The organism is Micromonospora sp. CNZ296 (assembly GCF_007827635.1).
Window position 1 is genome coordinate 243,674 of the sequence record NZ_VISW01000008.1, and the last position, 23,558, is coordinate 267,231.

Here is a 23,558-nt window from a genome sequence, read left to right on the forward strand (position 1 = left end):
GGGTGGCTCAGGCGCCGGGGATGATCGGGGTGGGCGTGCCGTCCGGCGCGTAGCTCAGGTACAGCGGCTGGTAGCCGGGCACAGCCGGGTCCACGGCCGGGTTCTCCTTGACGACGAAGAACCGGCCCTGTCCGGGATCGATCGCCCTGCCGTCCGGCGTGGTGACGGGTGTGCCGGTCAGCGGGGTGATCGAGTCGTAGAGGTTCGCGTCCACCCGGGTGCTGCCGTCCTCGAACGGGTTGAGCGCGATCAGCCGGTACCCCTCGGGCAGCGGCCGGCCGCCGACGTGCGCGGTCGCGTACTCCGGCCGCACGAAGTAGGACGAGATGGCCGGAGTGGCGGCGGTGAGCGGGATCAGCGCCTCGGCGGGCTCCAGCGGCAGCAGCGGCGTGCCCTGCTGCTGCGGGAGGAGCCTGGCCCGCTCGGCGACCGGCTCACCGGCCGGCTCGCCGACCGCCAGGCGGCGGGACAGCAGATGGGGCCGGCGCGGCTCACCCTCCGCCGTGGGCTCCAGCACCGGGCCCGCCACCGCCCGCCGCGCGTACGTGGGTCCGTCCAGGCCGTCGAAGTCCTTGGCCATCTTCCGGCTGACGTCCAGGGCGGCCTCGTCCGCCTCCCGGTACGCCCGGCCGCTCTCCTTGAGGCCCTGGGCGGTGTAGTGCAGGGTGCCCTTGACGCCGCCGATGATCGCTTCGAGGTTGTCCAGGCCCTGGAGGAACTTGGTCGAGAACTGCTCGCCCATGTCGTCGTCGCCCCAGGCGTCGGCGTACCGGGCGCGCAGGGCGGTCAGCTGGGAGAGGTAGGACTCGTAGAGCTGCACGTGCGACTCGTACGCCTTGCCGAGCCCCTCCACGCCGTCCGGGTCGACCCACAGCCGCCCGCCGGGATTGTTGCTGATCATTCGGGCCCCCGGGTCAGGAGTTCCCGCACGCTCGTCACCATGCGGGGTTCCTTGGGCAGGAACGCGTCGGCCCCGGCCTGGCCCCGGACCAGCTTGTGGGCGTCGAGGCCGTCCGGCAGCATCGGCGCGAGCACGTCGGCCGCCTGGTTCATCACCTGTTCCTTGGCGTCGGCGTAGGTGTCCATGATGAGCCGCGTCAGGTCGGCGGTGGTGAGCCGCTTGTGGGCGCCGGAGGGGAACTGGATGTCGGTCAGCACGCCGTTCTGGCCGACGGTGACGCTCACCTCGCGGCGCGGTGACGTCGCGGTGGCCGAGAGCGCGCTCATCCGGGCCTGCATCTCGGCGAGGCTGGTGCGCTGCCGTTCGTACTCCTGGAACAGGCCTTCGATGCGCTCGCTGTAGTTCACGACGGACCACTCCCTCGACGTCGCGGTCCAGTGAAGACGCCACGACCGTCGCGCCGGAACTCCGGCCGGGGATCAGTGCATGAAAGTGCAACCACTCTTCCCGGGCTGTCGGCCGGTGGCGGCGGTTGCGGGGGCGCTGCCGTGCAATGTTGGGTGACGTTCGGACATGGTGGCGCGACCGGGTTGCCGCGGGGCGCGGCCGCGGATCAACACTCTTCCCTGCCACCTTTCCCTGACATGAGGAGTCCGGCCGTGACGATGCCGACCGTCAGTACCACCGAAGAGGGTATGCAGCGGGCTGCCCAGGAGTTCTCCGACAAGGCCACCGCCTTCACCGGCCAGCTGCGGGCCGTGAACGGGCAGATGGCCATCCTGATCTCCTCCTGGACCGGCCAGGCGTCGGAGGGCTTCAACCAGGCGATGGACAACTGGGAGAACGCGTTCCAGCGGGTGATCAACGAGCTGCTGAACATGCTCGAGGTCATGGGCGTGACCACCAAGGGCTACCAGACGGCCGAGGACGAGGCGTCGAGCGTGGCCAACTCCTTCGGCGCCGCCCTGCCGGGCATCTGAGCCGTACCCCGACCCCCGATCTCCCGAGAGGACTGACGTGTCCAACTACACCTTCGACTTCGTGCAGGCAGACGCCGTGCTGACCGACATGAACCGCATCAACGGCCAGATCCAGTCGTCGCTGGAGGAGATGGAGCGCACTGTCGAGGCCAGCCTCGCCCAGTGGACCGGTGCCGCCCAGGAGCAGTACAAGGTCTCGAAGCTGGCCTGGAACCAGGCGGCCGACTCGATGGTCGGCTACCTGGAGCAGGCCCGCATGACGCTGCTGCAGATCTCGGACAACTACGGCACCACCGAGCAGCGTCACGCCATGATCTGGAACGACGTCCGCGGCGGCTGAACCGCCGGACGGCCGCCGCGGACGCGGCGTGGCGGCCGGCGTCGTCCGTCCCCGGCCCGGTGAGCTAGACGACCCGGGCCGCTGGGGTCTGTGCCAGCGTTCCGCCGTCGACACCCGAGTGGAGTGAGCTCCTTGGCCCGCATTGACTGGGGATACCCCAACGACAAAGCCATCAGCGCGATGAACGCCTACGGCATGGGCGACGCCGCCATCGGAAAGCCGGAGGGCACCACCCAGGCGGCGTACGACTCCTGGATGGCCTTCTACAACAAGCACCAGAACAACCGCACCGGGGTGAACTACGAGCGGTGGAAGGACGAGGTCCGCGCCGAGCATCCGGAGTGGATCGAGGCCCGCGAGTGGTACGACAAGAACATCCTCGACACCGACGGCTGGCGGAACCTTGTCAAGACGTACAAGGACAAGATCACCGACCCGTCGAACGTGACGCCGCCCGCGTTCACCGACAAGTCCGACTGGATCGACGAGGACAAGACCCCGACGAACTCGGGCTTCACCCCGCCGGGAATCAACCCGACGTTCAAGGGTGACACCGCCTCGACCAGCGGGGTCGCGGTGAACACCGCCGCGCTGGAGTGGTTCGCCAAGGAGATCCTGGGCAAGATCACCGGCGCCGGGAACATCCTGCTCACCACGGCTGACCAGGTGGGCGCGATCGACCCGCGTCCCGGTGCCTTCGCCCGGGCCGAGGTGCTGCGGCAGGCGGTCGTCGGGGCGACGGCCCAGGACGGCGGCGTCAAGGGCGACATGAAGGACATGCTCGTCAACATGAACACCGCCCTCCTCGCGGTGCAGACCGCCCTGCTGAAGATGGCCGCGGACTACCGGAACCTCGAAGAACTCAACGCGCTGACCACCGACAAGCTCGGCGAGATCATGGGTGACTCCTTCAAGGGCCTGGACAACCTGAGCACCTACGGCCAGAAGATCATCAAGACCGACGGCAACTGACGCGGGCGGACAGGTCCGGCAGCTCGCGAAGAGGGACGGGGCATGGGAAACGGTCTCGGCGACACCAAGCTCGACGGGTGGAACGACCCGGCGGAGCCGGAAGGAACCTTCCCCCCGAAGGTGATCCCCGTCGGCGACCTGTACGACTACCGGACCTGGGCGACCGAGACCCGGGGCTGGCGCAAGCTCATGGCCTCGGTCAACGGCGGCGCCGCGGTGTTCAGCGAGGAGGGCCTGAAGTACGCGGCCGGCCGCGTCAACGTGGGGTCGGTGGTCGAGGCCGCCCGGGCCTTCCAGGCGACGCAGGACCTGCTGATCTGGCTCGAACAGACCATCCGCACCGCCGTCGCCTCGATGGTCGGCGACGACAAGGCGTGGAAGGGTCCGGCGGCCAACGGGTTCCGGGACAAGATGAACTTCTACGCCGACCTGCTCGGCAAGCAGGCCGAGCACCTCGCCGGCGGCGCGGTTCCGGACTCCACCACGGCGGCCAACAGCATCAACTCTTCGACCAACGTCACGTCGCTGCCGTCGCAGCTCTACGACGCCGCCAACCACCTCTCCTGGGCCCAGCAGACGATCTCCTACCTGGACGGCGCCTGGGCGACGATCGCCTCCCAGAACGGCGTCGGCAGCGGCAGCGGTCCGGTGCCGATCAGCGGCACCGAGTACGAGAAGCCGATGGCCCAGCAGATGGCCGATGTCGTCCACACGGTCGCCGAGCAGTACAAGATGACCACCGACAAGGCGGGGACGTCCGGCATCACCATGCCGACGCCCAGCATCACCACGCCGACGATGCCGAACTTCACGACGCCGAACCTCACGACGCCGAACCTCACACCCCCGCCCACACTGACCCCGCCGGGGTTCACCCCGCCACCCGTCGGCGGCATCACCACGCCGGGGTTCACCACGCCGCCGAACATCACAGTGCCCACCATCACGCCCCCGAACCTGGCCGGCATCGGTGGTCCGGGCTCCGGCCAGGGGCCGGGCGGCGTCACCCCGCCGTCGTTCTCAGGCCCCGGCGAGATCGGCGGTCCCACCCCCGGCGGCGGCAGCGGGCTGCCCGGATTCGACGCGCCGGGCATCAACGGCCCGGGGGGCGTCGGCTTCCCGGGCGTCGGCGTACCGGGTGGGGGCGGCCTGCCTGGCGGGCTCGGTTCCGGTGTCGTACCGCCGGGCGTCAAGCCGCCCGGCTCGGCCAACCTCGGTGGCGGGGCGGGCGGCGCCGGCTCGGTCAAGCCGCCGTCGTTCTCCGGGCCGGGTGAGGTGGGCGGCCCGAAGCCCGGGGCGGGCACGGGCACGGGAACCGGCATCGGCAGACCGGGCGGCGGGTTCACCGCGCCGAGCATCCCGGGATTCAGCCCGCCCGGCGGCGCCGGCCCCGGCGCGGGCGGCAGCCCCGGACTGCCGGAGAAGCCGGACGCGAACGGGCTGCTCGGCAACAGCGACGACTTCGCCCCCGGCGCCGTCGGCGGTGTGGACATCCCGGCCGCCCCCGGTGGCGCCGTGCCCGGTGGCGGTGGCTTCCAGTCGCCGATGATGCCGGGCATGCCCGGCGCGGGCGCGCCCGGTGCCGGTGCCGGTGGCGGCTCCGGTGTCCCCGAGGCGCCGGACGCCAAGGGCCTGGTGGAGGGCGACGAGGCGGACTGGCGGTCACCCGGGTTCGACGGTGTGCAGGTTCCCGGCGCACCGGCCGGCGCCTCGTCCGGCGGTGCCGGGCTGGGTGCCCCGATGCCGGCCGTGCCCGGCATGCCGGGGCCCGCGGGCGGAGCCAACAACCCCGCTGGGGCCGAGTCGCCCGACGCCCGGGGACTCGTCAGCGGCGACCCCGAGACCTGGGGACCGGTGGGCGTGGACGCGGGCGTGCCGGACGGGTCGGCCGGTGCGCCGGCCGGTGGCGACGGGCTCGGCGTCGACGGTCCGCAGATCCCCGCCGGCCCGCCCGTGGCCCCGGGCGTCGGCGTCGACTCGCCCGTCGCGGCGGCGCCGCCCGGAGCCGCCATGCCGATGATGCCCGGCGCGCCGGGCGCGCCGGGCGCCGGTGCGGGCACGCCCGGCGGGGGCGTGCCGGACGCACCCGACGCCTCCGGGCTGATCGAGGCGGACATCGACGACTGGCGCCCGTCGACCCCCGACGCCGCAGGACCGCAGGCGCCCGCGGGCGCAGGTGCGGGCGGCACCGGGCTGGTGGAGCCGCCTCCCTCCGCGCCGCTGATCGCCGGTGCGACGCCGCCGATCGCGGGTGTGGTGCCGCCGGTGGCCGGCCCGCCGGGCGGCAACGCACCCGCCGGGACCGCGCCCCGGACCGCGCCCGACGTGTCCGGCCCGCAGCCGGGGCCGGGGGGCGGCACGGCGGACCTCGACGGTTCCGTGCCGGTCACCGGTGTGCCGGGCGCGCAAGCGGGTCCGGACGGTCCGCCGGCCGGTCCGGATCCGGGTGTGCCGGAGGCCGCCGTCGAGGAACCGGCCGCGCCGGACGTTCCGGCAGCGCCCGTGTCCGGCACCGGCGGTACGTCGCCGGGTGCACCCGTACCCGAGGTGATCGCACCGCCGACGGCGGTGGAGGTGCCGACTGTGGTCGACCTGTCCCCGGCGGCGGAACCGCAGCCGCATGCCGAGCCGCCCGCGGCCGTCGCGCCACCGCCGGCCGTCGTGCCGCCGGCGGTCGGCGGTGTCGTGGCGGCTCCGGTGATCGTCGGCCACCCGGGCCAGCCAGGGCAGCCGAGCCTGCCCGCCCAGCCCGGCCCGGTGCCGAACCCACCCGCCCAGACGGCCACGCCGAACCCGTCCGGGCAGCCGAACCCGACCGCGCAGTCGAACCCGTCGGTCTCGCCGGGAGGCGGCAGTCCGGAGGGGACGCACCGGAAGGCCGGCGTCGCCGCTGCCGTCGCCGACGGTGAGGTTGCGGTCGCCGTCCCCGGCGCGCTCGGCCTGGCCGGCGCCACCGCCGTGGCCGGACTCGCCGGTCCCGGCCCGCAGCCCTCCGGTCGCGCGACGCCCGGCGCGGACCCCGACGACCCGGCCCGCGCCGGTACGGTCCGGGGTCGCTCCGATCGCGACGACGACCGCGAGCCCGGCGCCGACCGGGAGCTCGCCGCCGGCCTGCGCGAGGACGACGCCGTCTGGGGCGGTGACCGCGCCCGGCCGGCCGCCGACGACCATGTTCCGCTGGTCCGGCCGGACGACGACCCGGACGACACGACGGACTGGGACGACCTCAGCGACGCGGACTGGCTGACCGGTACGTCAGCGGACGACGGCAGGGAAGGGTGACCATGTCGGAGACACCGCAGCCCCCGCGCGCCGTATGGCGGCGGGTCACGCCCGCGAAGGCGCCCCGGCCGGCCGGCGGCACGTTCGACTTCTTCAGCGCCGACCTGGAGAAGATGCGCCGGTGCGGCGAGCCCGGCGTCAGCGACGCCGAGTTCACGACGTCGCTGGCCGAGGAGGAGAAGGCGGCAGCCGCCCGCGCCGAGGCGTTCTGGGCCGAGCAGGAGCGACGCCGCAGGGACGAGGAGGAGCGGGCGGAGAAGGAGAAGAAGCGCCAGGCCGAGGAGGACGACGACGTCAAGGTGGCCGAGCGCTACCGCAACGACCGCTACGCGGTGAAGCTGCTGCGCCAGGAGCGCACCGTCTGGGGCGGCGACGGCGCCGACGCGGGGACGATCGGATGAGTACGGTCACCGTCAAGCGCCCGCCCCGCGCGCCCGGTCCGGAGGCGCCGGAAGGCTCGATCGAGCTCCAGGAGCCGCCGCTGATGGCGGAGGAGGCCCCGCTCGACTTCCGCTCGTTCGCGATGGTCGTGCCGATGGGCCTCGGCATGGGCGCGATGCTCGCCATGTTCGGCCTCTACAACCGCACCCCCGTGATGTACGTGATGGGCGGCGCGATGGCCGGCGGCATGCTGCTCATGGGCGTCATGCAGATCGGCCGGGCGGCCGCCGAGCGCAAGCGCAAGATGCGCGGCGAGCGGCGCGACTTCCTCCGCTACATCGGGCAGTTGCGCAAGCAGGCCCGCGAGGCGGCCGACCAGCAGCGCCGCCACGTGCTGTGGAACAACCCGCAGCCGGGCTGGCTGTGGTCGATCGCGATGGGCAGCCGGCTGTGGGAGCGCCGGCCCAGCCACGACGACTTCGGCCGGGTCCGGATCGGTCTCGGCCGGCAGACCGCGATGCTGAAGTTCAACCCGCCGTCCACCAAGCCGATCGAGGACCTCGAACCGCTGTCGTCGATCTCGCTGCGGCGGTTCTCCGAGGCGTACCGGACGGTGTCCGGCATCCCCACCTCCGTCGGCCTGCCGAGCTTCACCAGCGTCGAGTTCGAGGGCGCGATCGACCCGGCGATCGACCTGGCCCGCGCCATGGTGGCGCAGCTCGCCACGTTCCACGCCCCGGACGAGCTGCGGATCGCGGTGCTCGCCGCCGAGGTGCACCGGGGCCCGTGGGAGTGGGTCAAGTGGCTGCCGCACAACGCGCACCCCACCGCGTACGACGCGGCGGGTCCGGTCCGGATGTTCGCCGGCAGCCACGACGCGCTGATGGACATGCTCGGCCCGGAGATCACCGACCGGGGCGACCACGACCGGGCCGTCAGGCCGACCACCAGCGAGCCGTTCCTGGTCATCGTCGCGCATCTGGTGGACCTGCCGGACAGCTCCCGCCTGCTCGGCGCGGGCATCCGCAACGTGGTCCTGCTCGACCTGACCGGCGCGATGCCCGGCGGCCCCAAGGTGCTGCGGCTGACAGTCACCGACGACGTCGTGGAGTTCCCGGCCGGCGCCACGACCGGCTCGGCCAAGCGGGACGGCCTGGACCAGACCCAGTGCGAGGCGCTCGCCCGCATCATCGCGCCGAAGCGGACCAGCGGCACGCTGGAGGTCTCCGACGAGCCGCTGGACACCAGCTTCGAACTGACCACGCTGCTCGGCATCCGCGACGCCATGACCTTCGACGTGCAGGCCCTGTGGCGTACCCGCACACCGCAGCGCAACCGCCTCATGGTGCCGATCGGCGTCACCGAGGAGGGCGAGGTCATCGAGCTGGACCTGAAGGAGTCCGCGCAGGGCGGCATGGGGCCGCACGGCCTGCTCATCGGCGCCACCGGCTCGGGCAAGTCGGAGCTGCTGCGTACCCTCGTCTGCGGCCTGGCCGCCACGCACAGCTCGGAGATCCTCAACCTGGTGCTGGTCGACTTCAAGGGCGGCGCCACCTTCCTCGGCATGGACAAGCTGCCGCACACCTCGGCGGTGATCACCAACCTGGCCGACGAGCTGCCGCTGGTCGACCGGATGCAGGACGCGCTGAACGGCGAGATGACCCGGCGGCAGGAGATGCTGCGCGCGAGCGGTTACGCCTCGCTGTTCGACTACGAGAAGGCGCGCGGCAACGGCGCCCAGCTCGTGCCCTTCCCGGTGCTGCTGATCATCGTGGACGAGTTCAGCGAGCTGCTGTCCAGCAAGAGCGAGTTCATGGACCTGTTCGTGTCCATCGGCCGGCTCGGCCGGTCGCTCGGCGTGCACCTGCTGCTCGCCTCCCAGCGCCTGGACGAGGGGCGGATCAACCGGGTCGAGGGACACCTGTCGTACCGGCTGGCGCTGCGCACGTTCTCCTCGATGGAGTCGCGGTCGGTGATCGGCGTGGGCGCGGCGTACGAGCTGCCGCCCGAGCCCGGCAACGGCTACCTGAAGGTGGACACCACGAACCTGGTGCGCTTCAAGGCGGCGTACGTCTCCGGCGCGTACACCGGAAGTGGACGCCGCGGCGGCGTCGCGGACGCCGGGGACGAGCCCACCGCGGACGTGGTGCCGTTCACCACCCGGCAGGTCGCGGTGCGCCACGACCCCGGGCCGGAGCGCCCGGCCGAGCAGGTCGAGGAGCCCGCCGCCGACGCGAACGGGCCGAGCCTGGTCGAGGTGCTGCTGGACCGGCTCGCCGGCTCGGGCCCACCGGCCCGCCAGGTCTGGCTGCCGCCGCTGTCCAGCGCGCCCAGCCTGGACTCGCTCATGCCGAGTGTGCTGCCCGACCCGGTACGCGGCATGACCATCGACGACCCGGCCGTCCAGGGCGGCCTGCGGGTGCCGGTGGGCGTGGTGGACCGGCCCGCCGAGCAGCTGCGCGAGCTGCTGGTGGTCGACCTGAACGGCGCGGACGGCCACGTCGGCATCGCGGGCGCCCCGCAGAGCGGCAAGTCGACGCTGCTGCGCAGCCTGATCCTGGCGCTGTCGCTGGCGAACACGCCGCGCGAGGTGCAGTTCTACGGCCTCGACTTCGGCGGCGGTGGTCTCGCCTCGATCGCCGGCCTGCCGCACGTCGGCTCGATCGCGACCCGGATGGAACGCGACCGCGTCGTCCGGACGGTCGAGGAGGTCCTCCAGGTCATGGAGAGGCGCGAGGCCGAGTTCGCGCGGCACGGCCTCGACTCCATGACCAGCTACCTGGCCAAGGTCGCCGACGGGGTGATCGAGGACGGCTTCGGGCACGTCTTCCTGGTCATCGACGGCTGGTACACGATGAAGCAGGACTTCCAGGAACTGGAGCAGAAGTTCCAGGAACTCGCCTCGCGGGGCCTGTCCTTCGGCGTGCACGTGATCGTCACCGCGACCCGCTGGTCGGAGCTGCGTACCTGGATGCGGGACCTGCTCGGCACGAAGCTGGAGCTGCGGCTCGGCGACGCGATGGAGTCCGAGCACGGCTCCCGCAAGGCGGCCACCGTGCCCAACCAGGTCGGCCGCGGCCTCACCGCGGGGGCGCTGCACTTCCTGGCCGCGCTGCCCCGGATGGACGGCAGCTCCGAGGTGGGCGACCTGGCCGAGGCCACCAAGTCGGTGGTCGAGGAGATCGGCACGTTCTGGCCCGGCCCGGCCGCCCCGCCGGTACGGATGCTTCCGGCGCACCTGATGGTCGAGACGCTGCCGCCGCCCGAGTCCGACTTCAAGTTCGTCATCGGCCAGGACGAGCAGCGTCTCGCCCCGGTCTGGCACGACTTCATGACCACCCCGCACATGCTGGTCCTCGGTGACAGCGAGACCGGCAAGACCAACCTGCTGCGGCTCGTGCTGCGGTCCATCCAGCAGCACTACCCGCCGGAGCGGGCGAAGGTCGTGCTCGGCGACTCGCGCCGAGACCTGGACACCGCGATCGGCGCCGCGTACCAGGTGGGCTTCGCGTTCACCGGCGACAAGATGCACGAGCTGGCCGGCCAGGCGTCGGTCTCGATGAACCGGCGGATGCCCGGGGCGGACGTCTCGTCCGAGCGGATGCGCAAGCGCGACTGGTGGGAGGGGCCGGAGCTGTTCGTCATCGTCGACGACTACGACCTGATGACCAAGAGCACCGGGATGGGCTCGACGCTCGACCCGCTCCTGCCGCTGCTGGCCCAGGGCGCCTACATCGGCCTGCACGTGATCGTCGCGCGGAGCACCTCCGGCGCGATGCGGGCCATGATGGACCCGGTGATCCGGCGGATGTGGGAGCTGGGCACGCCCGCGACGCTCTTCTCCTACCCCAAGGAGGAGGGCAAGTTCCTCGGCGAGGCGAAGCCCCGTCAACTGCCGCCCGGGCGCGCCCAGCTCGTCACCCGGCGCGGCGTACGCCTGATGCAGACCGGTTTCGTGTCGGACACGGCCCGATGAGAGAGGCTCGCTGGTGACCGCAGCGCTGAACGACCAACTGTGCCGGATCACGGTGATCGGGCCGGCCCGCCGGGCCGATCTGGCCGTGCCGGCCCGGATGCCGGTGGCGAACCTGATGCCGCTGCTGGTGCGGCACACCACCGACGTGGCCCGGGTGCCCGACGGCGAGGTGCCCGACGAGTCGTGGGTGCTGCAACGCCTCGGCCAGCCGCCGTTCGAGCTGTCCGGCACGCCGGAGAGCCTGGACTGGCTGGAGGGCGAGGAACTGCACCTGCGCCCGGCACAGGACCCGCTGCCCGAACTCGACTTCGACGACCTGGCCGAGGGCGTCGCCACTGTGGTCAACCGGCGGGCCGACAGGTGGCAGCCGGAGTACCGCCGGGTGCTGTTCCTCGTCCTCTCCCTGGTGGCGATGGGCCTGATCGCCGCCGTACTCGTGGACCGGGGCCCGGTGCTGCCCCAGGTGATCGCCGGCGCGGTGCTCGCGGCCGGCCTGTTCACCGCGGCGATCGTCAGCGCCCGCCAGCAGACCGACGGCGCGTTCCCGCTGCTGTTCGGCGGCGGCGCGGCGTTCTTCGCGGCCGTCGCCGCGTCCAGCGCCGTCGACGGCGACCCGGACGGCGTGGCCTGGACCGCCGCCGCCGGGCTGGCCGCCGCCGTCGCGGTCGTCGCGGTGACCGCGTTCCTGCTGATCGCGCAGCGTACGGTCACGCCGGTCATGCCGTTCGCCCCGCTGCTGATCGTCGCGCTGACCGCCGCGATGGTGGTGCTCGTGCTGCTGGCCGGTGACGGCTTCGCGCTCACCGCGCCGCAGGTCTCCGCGGTGGCCGTGTCGGTGATCCTGGTGCTGATCGTGATCGCGCCCCGGGCGGCGGTGAAGCTGGCCCGGCTGCGCGGACCGCAGCTGCCCAAGACCGGCGCCGACATGTCGTACGACATCGAGCCGGAGGACTCCGACCTGGTCAAGTCGCGCGCGGACGAGGCGGACACCTACCTGACCGCCTGCATGACCGCGTCCGCCCTGGTCCTGCCGGTGCTGATGCACCACACCATGCGGGTGCCGGGCTGGTCCGGGTGGACGCTCGTGCTCGTGACATCGAGTGCAATCCTGTTGCGCTCGCGTACCTTCTTCGGGTTCTGGCAGCGGGTCGCCCTGGTGGCGGCCGGTACCGTCGGCTACCTCATGGTGGCCCTGATGTTCTCCGACAAGCTCGCCCCGACCGGCCGGTACGTCCTGCTCGGCGGGCTCGTCGCCCTTCTGGTGCCGCTGGTGATGGCCGCGCTGCGGCCGTGGCCGCGGCGCATGCTGCCGTTCTGGGAGTACACCGCCGGCGGGCTGGACGTCGCGACCGGCCTGGTCGTGCTGCCGGTGCTCGCCCAGGTGCTGGGGCTCTACGCCTGGGCCCGCGGACTCTTCGGGTAGCCGGCGGTGCAGACCCAGCGCGACCACGTCCACGCCCACCAGTTCATGATGGGCCGGTTGAGTTCCGCCCTGGTGCAGGGCGACCCGTCCACGGCGGAGATTCCCGGGCAGCGTGCCGTCACCGGCCTGGCCTTCGGCGTGCTCATCAGCGTCCTGGTCGTGGCCGGGTTCGCCGTCTACGGCTGGATCGTCCCGGGCGGCAGCAAGGCGTACACCAAGAGCGGTGTGATCCTGGTGGAGAAGGAGAGCGGCAACCGGTACGTCTACCTCGACGGCGTGCTGCGCCCGACGCCGAACCTGACCTCGGCCATGCTGATCCAGGGCAGTGGCGCAACCGTGAAGCTGATCTCGAAGGAGTCGATCAAGGACGTTCCGCGCGGACCGTCGATCGGCATCGACGGCGCCCCGCAGTCGGTCGCCACCGGGTCGATGGTCGCCGGCCCGTGGCTGGCCTGCCTGCCCGGCTCGGTCACCGACGAACCCGGCGACCGCCTCGGCCTCAACCTCGACCCGCGCGCCGAGGCCGTCCCGCTGCCGGCCGACCGCTTCGCCGTCGTCCGCGCCGCCGACGGACCCACCTACCTGGTGACCGCCGGCCGCAGGCACCGGGTGGCCGACCCGGCGGTGCTCGCCGCGCTCGGCGCCACCACCACCCGCAAGGTGCCCGCCCCGCAGGACTGGCTCGACTTCCTGCCCGACGGACCGGACCTGGCGCCGGCCGAGATCCCCGGCGAGGGCCGCTCCGGGCGGGTCGGCGACCGCTCGTACCCGATCGGCACGCTGTTCCGGCAGCGGCCCGACACCGGCGCGGAGCAACTGCTGGTGCTGCGCCGCGACGGCCTCGCGCCGCTGAGCCGGACCGAGTTCCTGCTGGCCACCGCCACCTCCGGGGAGGAGCCGGTGGAGCTGAGCGCCGCCGACCTCGCCGCGGCCCGGATGTCGGCCGACCGGTCGCTGCTCACCCGGCTGCCCGACCTGACCGGCCTCACCCCGCAGGAACCCGGCCCGTACGCGCTGTGCCTGCGCCAGAGCGCGGTGGACGGGACGCGGTTCGACAGCACCGCGGTCCTCGTCCCGTTGGCCCGCTCCGGCGTCCGCCCCGACGGCCGCACGACGGTGCTCCTGGCGCCCGGCAGCGGCATGGCGGTGCTCCCGGCGCCGGTCGGCCCCGGTGCGGCGCAACCCCTGCCCACGTACATCGCGGACGACGGAAAGGCGTACCCGATCGGCGACCAGGACGCGGTACGGGCGCTGAAGCTCGACCGGGTCGTGAACGTTCCCTTCCCGAGAGAGCTGCTCGCGCTGGTGCCCCAGGGCCCGGCGCTGGGCATGAGGGCCCTCGCGGCCGCAGAAGTGGGGTAGGTCGATCATGGCAACCCGGATCCGGGACCTGTTCGGCGGCGGCAAGGACCGTCCCGAGGGCGTCGTCCAGCACACCGTCGGCAACGCCCTCGTGGTGCACGCCGAGGACGCCATCAGTCCCGAGGCCCAGTCGCTGGCGCTGTCCGTGATCGAGGACGCGGAGAACGACGTCGTCGTGCTCGACCTCGGCGACGGCATGCCGATCAGCGCGTGGGAGGCGATGGCCGGGGTGCTGCCGCGCCGCCGCCGCGGCATCCGGCTCATCGCCTGCGGCCGGCACGGCAACTCCGCGGCGATGGCCGGTCAGTGGCTCTCCGAACGCCTCAACCGCACCGTCATCGCCCCGGACGGCGACCTGGTACGCGGCTCCGCCGGAACGCTGTTCGTCCACTCCGCACCGGGCAGCGGCTGGGTGCGGTTCCGGCCCGGCCGTCCGCCCGCCTGGGACGCCAAGCGCTACCCGACGCCGCGATGGGACCGGGCCGTGATCGACACCCGGCCGTCCAGCGCCACCGCCGAGATCGAGCCGATCCCGGCCGGGGTCTGGATCCACAGCAGCCGTGCCCCGCAGGTGGTCGACCCGCAACGGCAGCGGCTCACCGCGTACGTGCCCTGCCAGGCGGAGACGATGACCGTGCTGCTGGGCTGCCCCGGCACGCCGCCGCTGTCGCTCGACGACGTGGTGCGCTTCTGGCGCGGACTCGACGAGGAGAACCGCCAGCGGGTGCGCTTCGTGCAGTTCGGCGAGGTCCGGATCCCCGAGGGCGAGGCGTTCGGCCAGGCGCTCGCCGACCTGCTGAACACCGACGTCACCTGCTACACCGGCGTGCCGATCGGCAGCCCGCACCGGTACGAGATCCGTACCGTGCTGCCGGACGGGGCGTTCGGCTGGGCGCCGTACGCGCTCGAACTGTCCTACTCGCCCCGGGCGCACCCCAACTCGCGGGCCCGCCGCCCCACTGTGCTCAGCCACCGTCCGCCGCTGGCCGGCGCCGAGGAGGTCGCGCCCCGGGTCTACTGGTTCGCCCCCGGCGCGGTGGTCGAGGTGGTGCAGACCGGCCTCTGGGTACGCTCCACCGCCGAGCCGAAGAACGCCGAGCAGGTCCGGTCCGCGATGCTCGACGCGGGCAGCGGCACGCTCGTCTTCGACGACACCGTCCACTCCACCGCCCACCGGATGCGGGAGCTGGCGCTCGACCTGGCCGCACGCGTCGACGGCATGGCCGGTACGAGCCGCGCGCTGATGCCCGCGTCGGTGCTGGTGCCCGGCGCGAAACCGGCCAGCCGGGCCGAGGTGGTCATCGACCTGGAGACCGAGATGCGGGCGGTGGGCGCGACCGTGCCGGTGCCCGCGTACATGGAGGTCGCCCCGCCCGCGCCTGTCGCACCGCCCGCGGCGGACAGTGTGGTGGTCGCCGTTCCCGCGCCGGTCCCGCCCCTCCCCGCCGGCCGGGAACAGCCGGCCGCACCTCCCGCGGTGCCGCTTCCGGTCGCGCCCGCACTGCCGCCGCCCCCTGTTGCGCCGATCGCGTCCGAGTTGCCGGCTCCGCCCGTGGTGCCGCTCGTGTCCGCGCTCCCGGCTCCGCCCGCGGTGCCGCTCCCGGCAGCGCCTCCGGTCGTCTCCGAGCCGCCTGCGCCGCCGGTCGTGGCGGAGCTGCCGGAACCGCCCGCCGTGCCGCTCGTCTCCGAGCTGCCCGCACCGCCTGCGCCGCCGGTCGTGTCCGAGCTGCCGCCTCCACCTGCTGTGCCACTGCCGACGGCACCGCCGGTGGTGCCCGTGGTGGTGTCCGCACCCACGCCGCCGATCGCCGCCGGTGAGCCGGTCACACCCGCCGTGCCTGCCGCACCTGCCGGGCCTGGCGCCGCCGACGGACCGGTGGTCGCCGCCGACTCCGGGAGCGGGCCCTCGGCGGCACCCGTCGAGGACGCCGGACACGACACGTACCCCGCGCCGCCCACCATGCCGGCGGGCTTCGGCGAGCCGGCGCCGCCGACCATGCCCGCCGGTTTCGGCCAGGCGCTCGCGACGCCGCCGGTGGCGGCCGGGCCGGCGCCGGTCGCGGCCCTGCCGTCGCTGCCTGCCGTCGCGGTCGACCTGCCGCCCGCCCCGCCCGCCGGAGCCGGTCCGTCGCACGTGGCCGCGCCCGCGCGGACCGCCGAGCCCGACGGACAGGCCGAGCCGTCGAACGCCGCCACGCCGTCGGAGAACGCCGAACCGCCGGAGGTGGCCGCCGAGGCGCGGGTGCAGCCGGTGCCCTCGGCCGGCGCGGGCGCGCTGCTGTCGGAGAAGAAGGGGCTCGCCGACGAGCGCGCATGGCTGCGCCGCACGCTCAGCCGCGAGTTCGACGTGATGGCCAGCTCGGTGTCCCGGATCATGTCCGAGCACCCGGGCATGCAGGGCTCGGGCGTGTCCACCGAGGACGTGCTCGCCGACTCGGTAGCGCTGCGGCTCTATCTGACCGGTCGCGGACCGGGTGTCGACGCGGGTCTGCGCTCCGGCCGCAAGGGGCCGCACGTGCCGTTCGCGCGTTGCGTGGTGGCCGGTGTCTCCCGGATGCCGTCGTTCCGGGGCACCACCGTCTACCGGCTGTCGCCGACCGCCGGGGAGTGGGCGCTCTACCAGGACCGGCGGCTGGTGACCGACTGGAGCTTCGTCAACGCGCTGACCCAGCCGTGCGCGTCCGAGGACGGCGACACCGACGTGCTGATCTGGTCGATGACCGCCCGCCGGACCAGCCTGCTGGAGCCGGAGGGGGACGAGCACGTCGAGGACCGGGTGCTGTTCCTGCCCGGTACGAACTTCAAGGTGCTGGACCTGCGCCGGCCCGCCGAGGGTGAGCGCGGCGCGGTCCTGCTGCGGGAGATCGGCGCCAACGAGATCGACGACACCGGCCGGGTCGACTCCAACCGGGTTTCGCTCGACGAGCTGGCGATCACGTCGCTGCGGCGCAGCGTGGACCGCTGGGCCACGGCCGAGCCCCGGGTACGCATCGGCGCGGCGGCCCGCGGGCGCCTGCGGGTGCTGCCCGGGCTGGACCGGAAGGGATGACGCGGTGAGTCGGCAGGTTCTTGTGGTGGGCGACCGGAAGCCGGGCTCGTACCCGACGATCGGCTCCGCGCTGTCCCGGGCCGAGCCCGGCGCCACTATCGACGTCCACCCCGGCCGGTACGTCGAGAAGCTCGTGGTCGGTGACCGAGTGACGATCAGCGCGGCCCGGCCCGGCACCGTCGAGGTGCACGTGGAGGAGGGCAGCGTCCTCGTCGTCCGCGGTGAGGGCGCCCAGCTGCGCGGCATCACGCTCAGCAGCGCCGACACGACGCTGGCGGCGGTAGACGTGTACGCGGGCGAGGTGGCGCTCGACGACTGCCGGGTCAGCGGCGCCTCCTGGGTGACGCTGCTGGCCCGGATGCAGGGCACCGTCGCGCTGCGCGGCTGCGACGTGACCAGCTCGGCGGGCGCGGGTGTGGTGGTGATGTCGGCCGGGTCGAGCACGATCGAGGACACCGACGTCCACGACGTCGCCACGAGCAGCGTCGTGGTGGGGGAGCAGAGCGCCCTGACGCTGCGCCGCTGCCGCCTGCGCACGGCCGGCGCGAACAGCGTGTGTGCCGGCGGCGACGCCCGGCTCACGATCGAGCAGTGCGAGATCACCGGGGCCGGCAAGCCCGCCCTCGTGGTCGAGCAGCGCGCCTGGGCGCGCATCCGCGGCCTGGCCGTCACCGGCAGCGGCAACGTGGACGTCTTCGTGCGCGGCGAAGGCGACGTGCAGATCAGCGACTCGACGTTCACCGGCGCCGCGGTGCAGTCGGCGCACATCGCCGAGGGCGCGTCGCCGTCGTTCCGCAACTGCACGTTCGGCGGTGCCGGGCACACCGCCGTGCAGGTGCTCGGCGGCGGCCGCCCGACCTTCACCGACTGCACGGTCCAGGACGCGCCGGTCGGGGTCGCCGTCACCGGCGGCTCGCCCCGCTTCCTCGGGCTGACCGTGCGGGGCACGCGCGACAACGTCGCCGTGCTCACCGGTGAGTCGGCTGTCGTGCTCCAGCGGCTGCGCGCCGAGATCACCACGGGCGGCGGGGTGCTGGTCCAGGACGGCGCCTCGCTGGAGGGCACCGACCTGGTGGTGGACGCGGGCGAGGCGACAGCGCTCGCGCTGACCGGCCCCGCGCGGGGCGTCGTGCACGAGGCCCGCCTCACCGGAACCGGCGTGGCCTGCGTCCGGGTGGGCGCAGGCGCCGACCTGACGCTGCGCGCGTCCCTGCTGCGGGGCGCGGGCGTGCTGGCCGAGGGGACGCTCCAGCTCGGCGACAGCGAGATCGTCGGCGCGGCCCGCGACGGCCTGCGGGTCACCGGGTCGGCGTCCGTCACGCAGACCCGGGTGCGCGACGCCCGGGCCGACGGGATCGTCTTCGAGGCGGGCTCCCGCGGGTCGGTGAGCGACGGGGAGGTGTTCGGCAGCGGCGGGGCCGGCATCGGCGTGGACACCGTGGAGCCGGTGGCGCTGACCCGGTGCGTGGTGCGCGACAGCGGCGGCGAGGACGTCCGCCGCGGGCCCGGCGCCACGGTGACGACCGAGGCGCTGACCGTGGGCCGCCCGCAAGCCACCCCGGCGCCCGCCGGTCCGCCGTCCGCCGCGCCGGCCCCGGTGGTCGGCGACGAGGGTACGGCGGCGGAGAGCGGCGCGGACGAGCTGAGCGAGCCGCTTCGCGAGTTGAACGGGCTGATCGGTCTGCGCGGGGTGAAGCAGGAGGTCACCGCGCTGATCAACCTGATCAAGATGTCGCAGGTCCGGCTCCAGATGGGCCTGCCGATGCCGCCGATGAGCCGGCACCTGGTCTTCGCCGGGCCGCCCGGCACCGGTAAGACCACAGTGGCCCGCCTGTACGGCTCGGTGCTCAAGGAGCTGGGCATCCTGTCCAAGGGCCACATGGTCGAGGCGGCCCGGGCCGACCTGGTGGGCCAGTACATCGGCTCCACCGCGATCAAGACGACCGAGCTGGTCACCAAGGCGCTCGGCGGCGTGCTCTTCATCGACGAGGCGTACACGCTGTCCAGCGGCTCGGGCGGCTCCGGGCCGGACTTCGGTCAGGAGGCCATCGACGCGCTGATGAAGATGATGGAGGACCACCGCGACGAGCTGGTGGTGATCGTCGCGGGCTACTCCGAGCTGATGGAGCAGTTCCTCGCCTCCAACCCGGGTATGGCGTCCCGCTTCACCCGTACCGTCGAGTTCCCGAACTACTCCGTCGAGGAACTGGTCACCATCACATCGAACCTGGTCAGCAAGCACTACTACGAGCTGACCGACGACGCGGTGGACGCGCTCACCGCGTACTTCACCCGGGTGCCGAAGAACGCGACGTTCGGCAACGGCCGGGTGGCCCGCAAGCTGTTCGAGGCGCTGATCAACAACCAGGCGTCGCGCCTGGCGACCACGCCGCCCACGAAGGACAGCGAACTCAACCGGCTCACCGCCGCCGACGTCGAACCCGAGCTGGCGCTGCTGGAGGACCTGCCGGTCGAGCAGGGCGAGCAGCCCGACGCGGCGACCGACCCGACCGGCGCGATCAACGCGGCCCGCAGCTGGAAGCGGATCTGCGGCCTGGTCGGCGGGCAGCGCGTCAAGGAGGCGGCCGGGCAGACGCTGTTGCAGCTCTGCGAGGGACGCAACCGCCGGCGCGGCCCCGGCCGCACCGGCAACGTGCTGCTCGGCGGCCGGGCCGGGAGCGGCCGCAGCGAGTACGCCCGGCTGTACGCGGCATGCCTGTCGGAGCTGGGCCTGGTGCCGGTCGGCCAGCTGGTGCGGGTGAGCACGAGCCGGGAACTGGCGCCGCAGTGGCCCGGCCAGGCCGGGAGCCTGGTGGACGCGGTCCTCGACGACGCGGCCGGGGGCGTGCTCCAGCTCGACTACGTCGACGACTCCTCCGGCGTCGCGCCGGAGATCGCCGAGGCGCTCGTGAGCCGGATGCGTTCCCGGCTCGGCGATCCGGTGGTGGTGCTGACAGGCGAGGAGGCGGCGCTGGCGAACCTGCGGACCGCGGTGCCGGCGGTGAACGAGGTGTTCGGCCAGCAGTGGTCGGTGCCCGAGTTCAGCACCGACGAGCTGGCCACCGTCGTGCTGCGGCACCTGGTGCGGCGGGGCCATGAGGTGCCCGACGACGTCCGGGCCGCGCTGACGCAGATGGCCGGCCGGCTGCCCGAGCGCACAGTCCACGCCGCCCACCAGTTCTCGCTCGCGCTGACCCGGCGCACCGGCTCCCGTACCCTCGCGCTCGCCGACCTGGCCGCGCCCGGCCCGGCGGCCGGCGAGCGGCTCGGCGGCCTGGCCGCCGTCGGCTGACCACCCGCCCACACACAGAAAGGCCCGGCATGCAGCCCGAGTCCACGCCGATCCCACCCTCGTTCCAGGAGTTCATGGAGAACGCGCAGCGCCTGGAGGACCAGATGCGCAACGCGCAGTCGGAGCTGGAGCGGGCGATCGTCACCGGCCGCTCCCAGGACGCCACTGTGGTGGTCATGGCCAGCGGCCTGGGCAAGGTCCAGGCCGTCCGGGTCGACCCACGGGTGTACGAGCAGCGTGACGCAGCGTCGTTGCAGACGGCGATCATGGAGGCGATCCAGGCCGCCGCCGCGAACGCCGGGAAGCTCGCGACGGAGAAGATGGGCCCCGTCGAAATCAATCTTCACTGACTGAAAAAAGTCTGGCCAGCGGTTATGGGCAGATCTTCATGGCTCGACGCCATCAGGAAAGAGAGTGTGGAGATTTCTTGAAGGACTCTCCATGAGACTGTCAGCCCCTACTGACAGTGATGGAGATGGCTGTGGAGCAAGTTGCCGTCTTTGTGCACGCGCCCGACCCGCTGACCCACACCGGCCTGACCGCCCACCTCCGGTCGCGCTCCGACATCACGCTGCTGGACAGCGCGGACCGGACGCGGGCGCAGGTGCTCGTCGTCGCCGCGGAGCGGCTCACCACCGACGTGATCGCCATGCTGCGCCTCGCGGCGACCGAGATCGGCGCCCCGGTCGTCCTGATCACGACCGAGGTCAGCGAGCAGGAGCTGCTGACCGCTGTGGAGTGCCGGGTGGTGGCGGTCCTGCCGCGCGTGGCGGTCACCGCCGAACGCCTCGTGCACAGCGTCCGGGCGGCCGCCTCCGGCGGCGGCGTGCTGCCCCCGAACCTGGTGGGTGAGCTGCTCAAGCACATCGAACGGCTCCAGCGCGACGTGCTCAACCCCAACGGGCTCAACGCCTCCGGCCTGACCGCGCGCGAGATCGACGTGCTGCGGCTGATGGCCGAGGGCTTCGACACCAACGAGATCGCCGACGAGCTGCGCTACTCCGAACGCACTGTGAAGAACGTCATCTACGGCCTCAACCACCGGCTGAAGCTGCGCAACCGCTCGCACGCGGTGGCCTACGCCCTGCGCTCCGGCATGATCTGAGGTGATCACGCGCCACACCGTCGGCAACGCCCTGGTGCTGCACGCCAGCGAGCGGATCAGCACGGAGGCCCGTACGGTCGCGCTGTCGGTGGACCGGGATCCCGACAACGACATCGTGATCCTGGACCTGCAACACGAACTGCCGTTCGACATCTGGGACACGGTCGCGACCGAGCTGCGCCGGCAACGCCTGCGCCGGGGCATCCGGCTGGTGGTCTGCGGCGCCCGCCCGGAGACCGGGGCGCTCGCCGGCCAGTGGCTCTCCGACCGGCTGGGGCGGCCGGTGATCGCCCCGTTCGGACGGATGATCCCGGGTGCGGCGGGACTGCTGTTCGTGCACGCCACCGATCTCGGCGGCTGGGTCTGCTACCGGCGCGGCCACACGCCGGTCTGGCAGTCGAAGCGCTATCCCGTACCGGCCTGGGACGGCGCCGCCGTCGACCACCTGACGATCAGCTCGACCTGCGCCGCCGAGCCGCTGCCCGGCGGCGTCTGGCTCCGGGAGAGCCGCGACGAGGCCGCCGTCGCCGTACACGGAAGCCACCTCACCTCGACGATGCCGTGCCTGCCGGACGCCATGCCGGTCCTGGTGGGCTGCCCCGGGACGGCGCCGCTGCGCCTGGACGACATCGCCCGGTTCTGGCGCGGCCTGGCGCCGGAGGGGCGCGAGCACGCCCGCTTCGTCCAGTACGGCCCGGTCGCGCTGCCCGACGGCGAGCAGTTCGGGCAGGCGCTGGCCGACCTGCTGCGCAGCCCGGTGCGCGTCTTCACCGGCGTGCCCAGCGGCCGGCCCGACGGCCCGGCCATGTTCACTGTCGACGCCGACGGGCGGCCCGGCTGGCAGGTCTTCGCCGAGGAGCTGGCCTACCGGCCCCGGGAGACGCTGGGGGCGAAGGCGGTGACGCCGCGCATCCTGCGTCACCGCGCGCCGCCGGAACTCGGCGAGCCGGTCGGCCCGCGCGTCTACCAGTACGCCCACGACGCGGTGGTCGAGGTGATCCCGTCCGGCCTCTGGCTGCGCGCCCCGGAGCCGCCCCGCCACGCCGACCGGATCCGCGCGGTGCCGATGGATCCGAACCGGGTCCGCCTGGTCGTGGACGACCCGGCGCCGGCCGCTGCCGACCGCCACCGGGAACTGGCCGGTGACCTGGCCGCGCGGCTGGACCCGGCGACCCGCAGGCGCGCGGCGGTGCAGCCGTCCTCGCTCGTGGCGCCGGGACGCCCAGGGCTCTCGGCGCGCGGGATCGAGGCCGGGACGTACCGGCACACGACGGGTCACGCCGCCGACCTGCTCCCCGCGCCGTCGGTGCCGGCGCCCGTCCCGGAGCCGGTGCCCGTCGCCGTGGCCGGCCCGCCCGCCCCGTCGGCCGGCGAGGTGGCCGCGACCGTTCCCGCAGTCGCCGGTCCCGCCGCCCCGCCGGACACGCCCCTGCCGGGCGGCTCCGGGCTTCCCGGCCCAGGGGCAGAAGCGACCGGGCCTCACGATGCCGGGCCGGACGCGGCGGGGCTTCCCGGGGCCGGGCTGAGCGTTGTCGGGTCGGAGGCGGCCGGGCTTCCCGGGGCCGGGCCGGGCGTCGCCGGGCTCGACGGCATCGGGCCGGACGCGAACGGACCGGAGGCGGCGGCGCCCGACGCGGCCGGACCGGTGCTCGACGGCGGCGCGGGCTGGGCGACCAGCCCGACGATGACGCTGCCGGTGCACCGTCCCGCACCGGCGCCCGTCCGCTTCCAGCGCACCCCCGGCGACGACGCGCGGGGCGTACGCCCCGGCCCCGACCTGGACGAGGAGCGGACCTGGTTCCGGCGCGCGTTCCGCCGCGAGATCGCCGCGGTCTCCGCCGACGTGGCGGACGTGCTCGCCGCGCATCCGGCGCTCGCCGGCGGCGCCGACGCGGTGGAGTACGCGACAGCCGTCCGCCTCTACCTCTCGGCCGCGGGCGACGGCCTCGACCAGGCGCTGCGGTCCGCCGAGCCGGGCGGACACGTGCCGTTCGCCAGGTGCGTGTCAGCGGGCGTACGCCGGCTGCCCGTGCACCGTGGCGTCGCGTACGCAGGCGCCGGGCTGACCACGGCGGACCTGCGCCGGATCGCGCAGCGGCGGGTGCTCACCGACTGGGGGTTCACCAACGCCCTCGCCGAGCCGCCCGCCGACCTGCCGGGCACGGTCGAGGTGCTGATCTGGTCGGCGACCGCGCGGCGCACGGCGGCGTTCGAGACCGGCGACGGCGTGCCCGCCCGGGTGCTGTTCCTCCCCGGTACGGCGTTCACGGTGCTCCAGGTGCAGGAGCCCGAGGCCGGTGCACCCGCCCGGCTGCTGTTGCGGGAACTGGCGGTGGAGGAGCCGCCCGTGGACGGGCGGGTACGCTTCGACGCCCTCGCCCTGGCCGCCCTGCGCCAGCACCTCGTGCGCCGCACCGGCCCGGGTACGCCGGTCCCGGCGGCCGCCGCACGCCGGTTCACGGGCGTTCCCGGGCTGCGCTGAGGCGCTGTACCGG

The 23,558-nt window shown here is 73.7% G+C and carries 15 protein-coding genes; 13 read left to right on the forward strand and 2 right to left on the reverse strand.

The genetic code is table 11. From position 1 onward, the window contains the following. Positions 1–7: 7 nt before the first annotated feature. Together FB455_RS15790 and FB455_RS15795 are read right to left on the reverse strand one after the other, a co-directional pair. Positions 8–901 carry a WXG100 family type VII secretion target gene (locus FB455_RS15790; protein WP_145753845.1) on the reverse strand — a complete coding sequence of 298 codons (894 nt, stop codon included), beginning with the start codon at positions 899–901 and terminating at the stop codon, positions 8–10. Then, entirely contained in the window at positions 898–1,308 is a 411-nt protein-coding gene (locus FB455_RS15795; RefSeq protein WP_013286990.1) for a YbaB/EbfC family nucleoid-associated protein, read from the reverse strand. The genes FB455_RS15790 and FB455_RS15795 overlap by 4 nt, the downstream gene beginning before the upstream one ends. A 252-nt stretch (positions 1,309–1,560) precedes the next feature. Between FB455_RS15795 and FB455_RS15800 the strand changes: the two genes are divergently transcribed. The 13 genes from FB455_RS15800 (at position 1,561) to FB455_RS15860 (ending at position 23,545) form a co-directional block, all read left to right on the forward strand. Beyond that, entirely contained in the window at positions 1,561–1,881 is a 321-nt protein-coding gene (locus tag FB455_RS15800) for a WXG100 family type VII secretion target (protein ID WP_145753847.1), read from the forward strand. A gap of 37 nt (positions 1,882–1,918) precedes the next feature. Then, a complete protein-coding gene (locus FB455_RS15805; RefSeq protein WP_013286988.1) occupies positions 1,919–2,221 on the forward strand; it encodes a WXG100 family type VII secretion target in 303 nt (100 codons plus the stop codon). 123 nt (positions 2,222–2,344) lie between these two features. Beyond that, positions 2,345–3,193 carry a hypothetical protein gene (locus tag FB455_RS15810; protein WP_225319862.1) on the forward strand — a complete coding sequence of 283 codons (849 nt, stop codon included), beginning with the start codon at positions 2,345–2,347 and terminating at the stop codon, positions 3,191–3,193. A 42-nt stretch (positions 3,194–3,235) separates the two neighbouring features. Beyond that, complete coding sequence (locus FB455_RS15815; RefSeq protein WP_145753849.1) at positions 3,236–6,475, forward strand: hypothetical protein; 3,240 nt, start codon at positions 3,236–3,238, stop codon at positions 6,473–6,475. Positions 6,476–6,477: 2 nt separating this feature from the next. Beyond that, a complete protein-coding gene (locus FB455_RS15820) occupies positions 6,478–6,876 on the forward strand; it encodes a hypothetical protein (protein WP_013286984.1) in 399 nt (132 codons plus the stop codon). Beyond that, positions 6,873–10,832 carry a type VII secretion protein EccCa gene (gene eccCa, locus FB455_RS15825; RefSeq protein WP_013476339.1) on the forward strand — a complete coding sequence of 1,320 codons (3,960 nt, stop codon included), beginning with the start codon at positions 6,873–6,875 and terminating at the stop codon, positions 10,830–10,832. The genes FB455_RS15820 and eccCa overlap by 4 nt, the downstream gene beginning before the upstream one ends. A gap of 13 nt (positions 10,833–10,845) precedes the next feature. Then, the gene (gene eccD, locus FB455_RS15830; protein WP_030268281.1) at positions 10,846–12,255 is read left to right on the forward strand and encodes a type VII secretion integral membrane protein EccD; all 1,410 of its coding nucleotides are present in this window, start codon (positions 10,846–10,848) and stop codon (positions 12,253–12,255) included. Between the two features lie 6 nt (positions 12,256–12,261). Then, the gene (eccB, locus tag FB455_RS15835) at positions 12,262–13,617 is read left to right on the forward strand and encodes a type VII secretion protein EccB (protein ID WP_030268283.1); all 1,356 of its coding nucleotides are present in this window, start codon (positions 12,262–12,264) and stop codon (positions 13,615–13,617) included. Positions 13,618–13,624: 7 nt separating this feature from the next. After that, complete coding sequence (locus tag FB455_RS15840; RefSeq protein ID WP_145753852.1) at positions 13,625–16,666, forward strand: hypothetical protein; 3,042 nt, start codon at positions 13,625–13,627, stop codon at positions 16,664–16,666. 4 nt (positions 16,667–16,670) lie between these two features. Next, positions 16,671–19,958, forward strand: a complete 3,288-nt coding sequence (locus FB455_RS15845) for a right-handed parallel beta-helix repeat-containing protein (RefSeq protein WP_356997245.1) — start codon at positions 16,671–16,673, stop codon at positions 19,956–19,958. Between the two features lie 50 nt (positions 19,959–20,008). Further along, positions 20,009–20,308, forward strand: a complete 300-nt coding sequence (locus tag FB455_RS15850) for a YbaB/EbfC family nucleoid-associated protein (protein WP_369752305.1) — start codon at positions 20,009–20,011, stop codon at positions 20,306–20,308. Positions 20,309–20,427: 119 nt separating this feature from the next. Beyond that, positions 20,428–21,063: a helix-turn-helix transcriptional regulator gene (locus FB455_RS15855; protein WP_030268292.1), complete on the forward strand. Its 636-nt coding sequence runs from the start codon at positions 20,428–20,430 to the stop codon at positions 21,061–21,063. Between the two features lies 1 nt (position 21,064). Beyond that, positions 21,065–23,545: a hypothetical protein gene (locus FB455_RS15860; RefSeq protein ID WP_030268294.1), complete on the forward strand. Its 2,481-nt coding sequence runs from the start codon at positions 21,065–21,067 to the stop codon at positions 23,543–23,545. Positions 23,546–23,558: the final 13 nt, after the last annotated feature.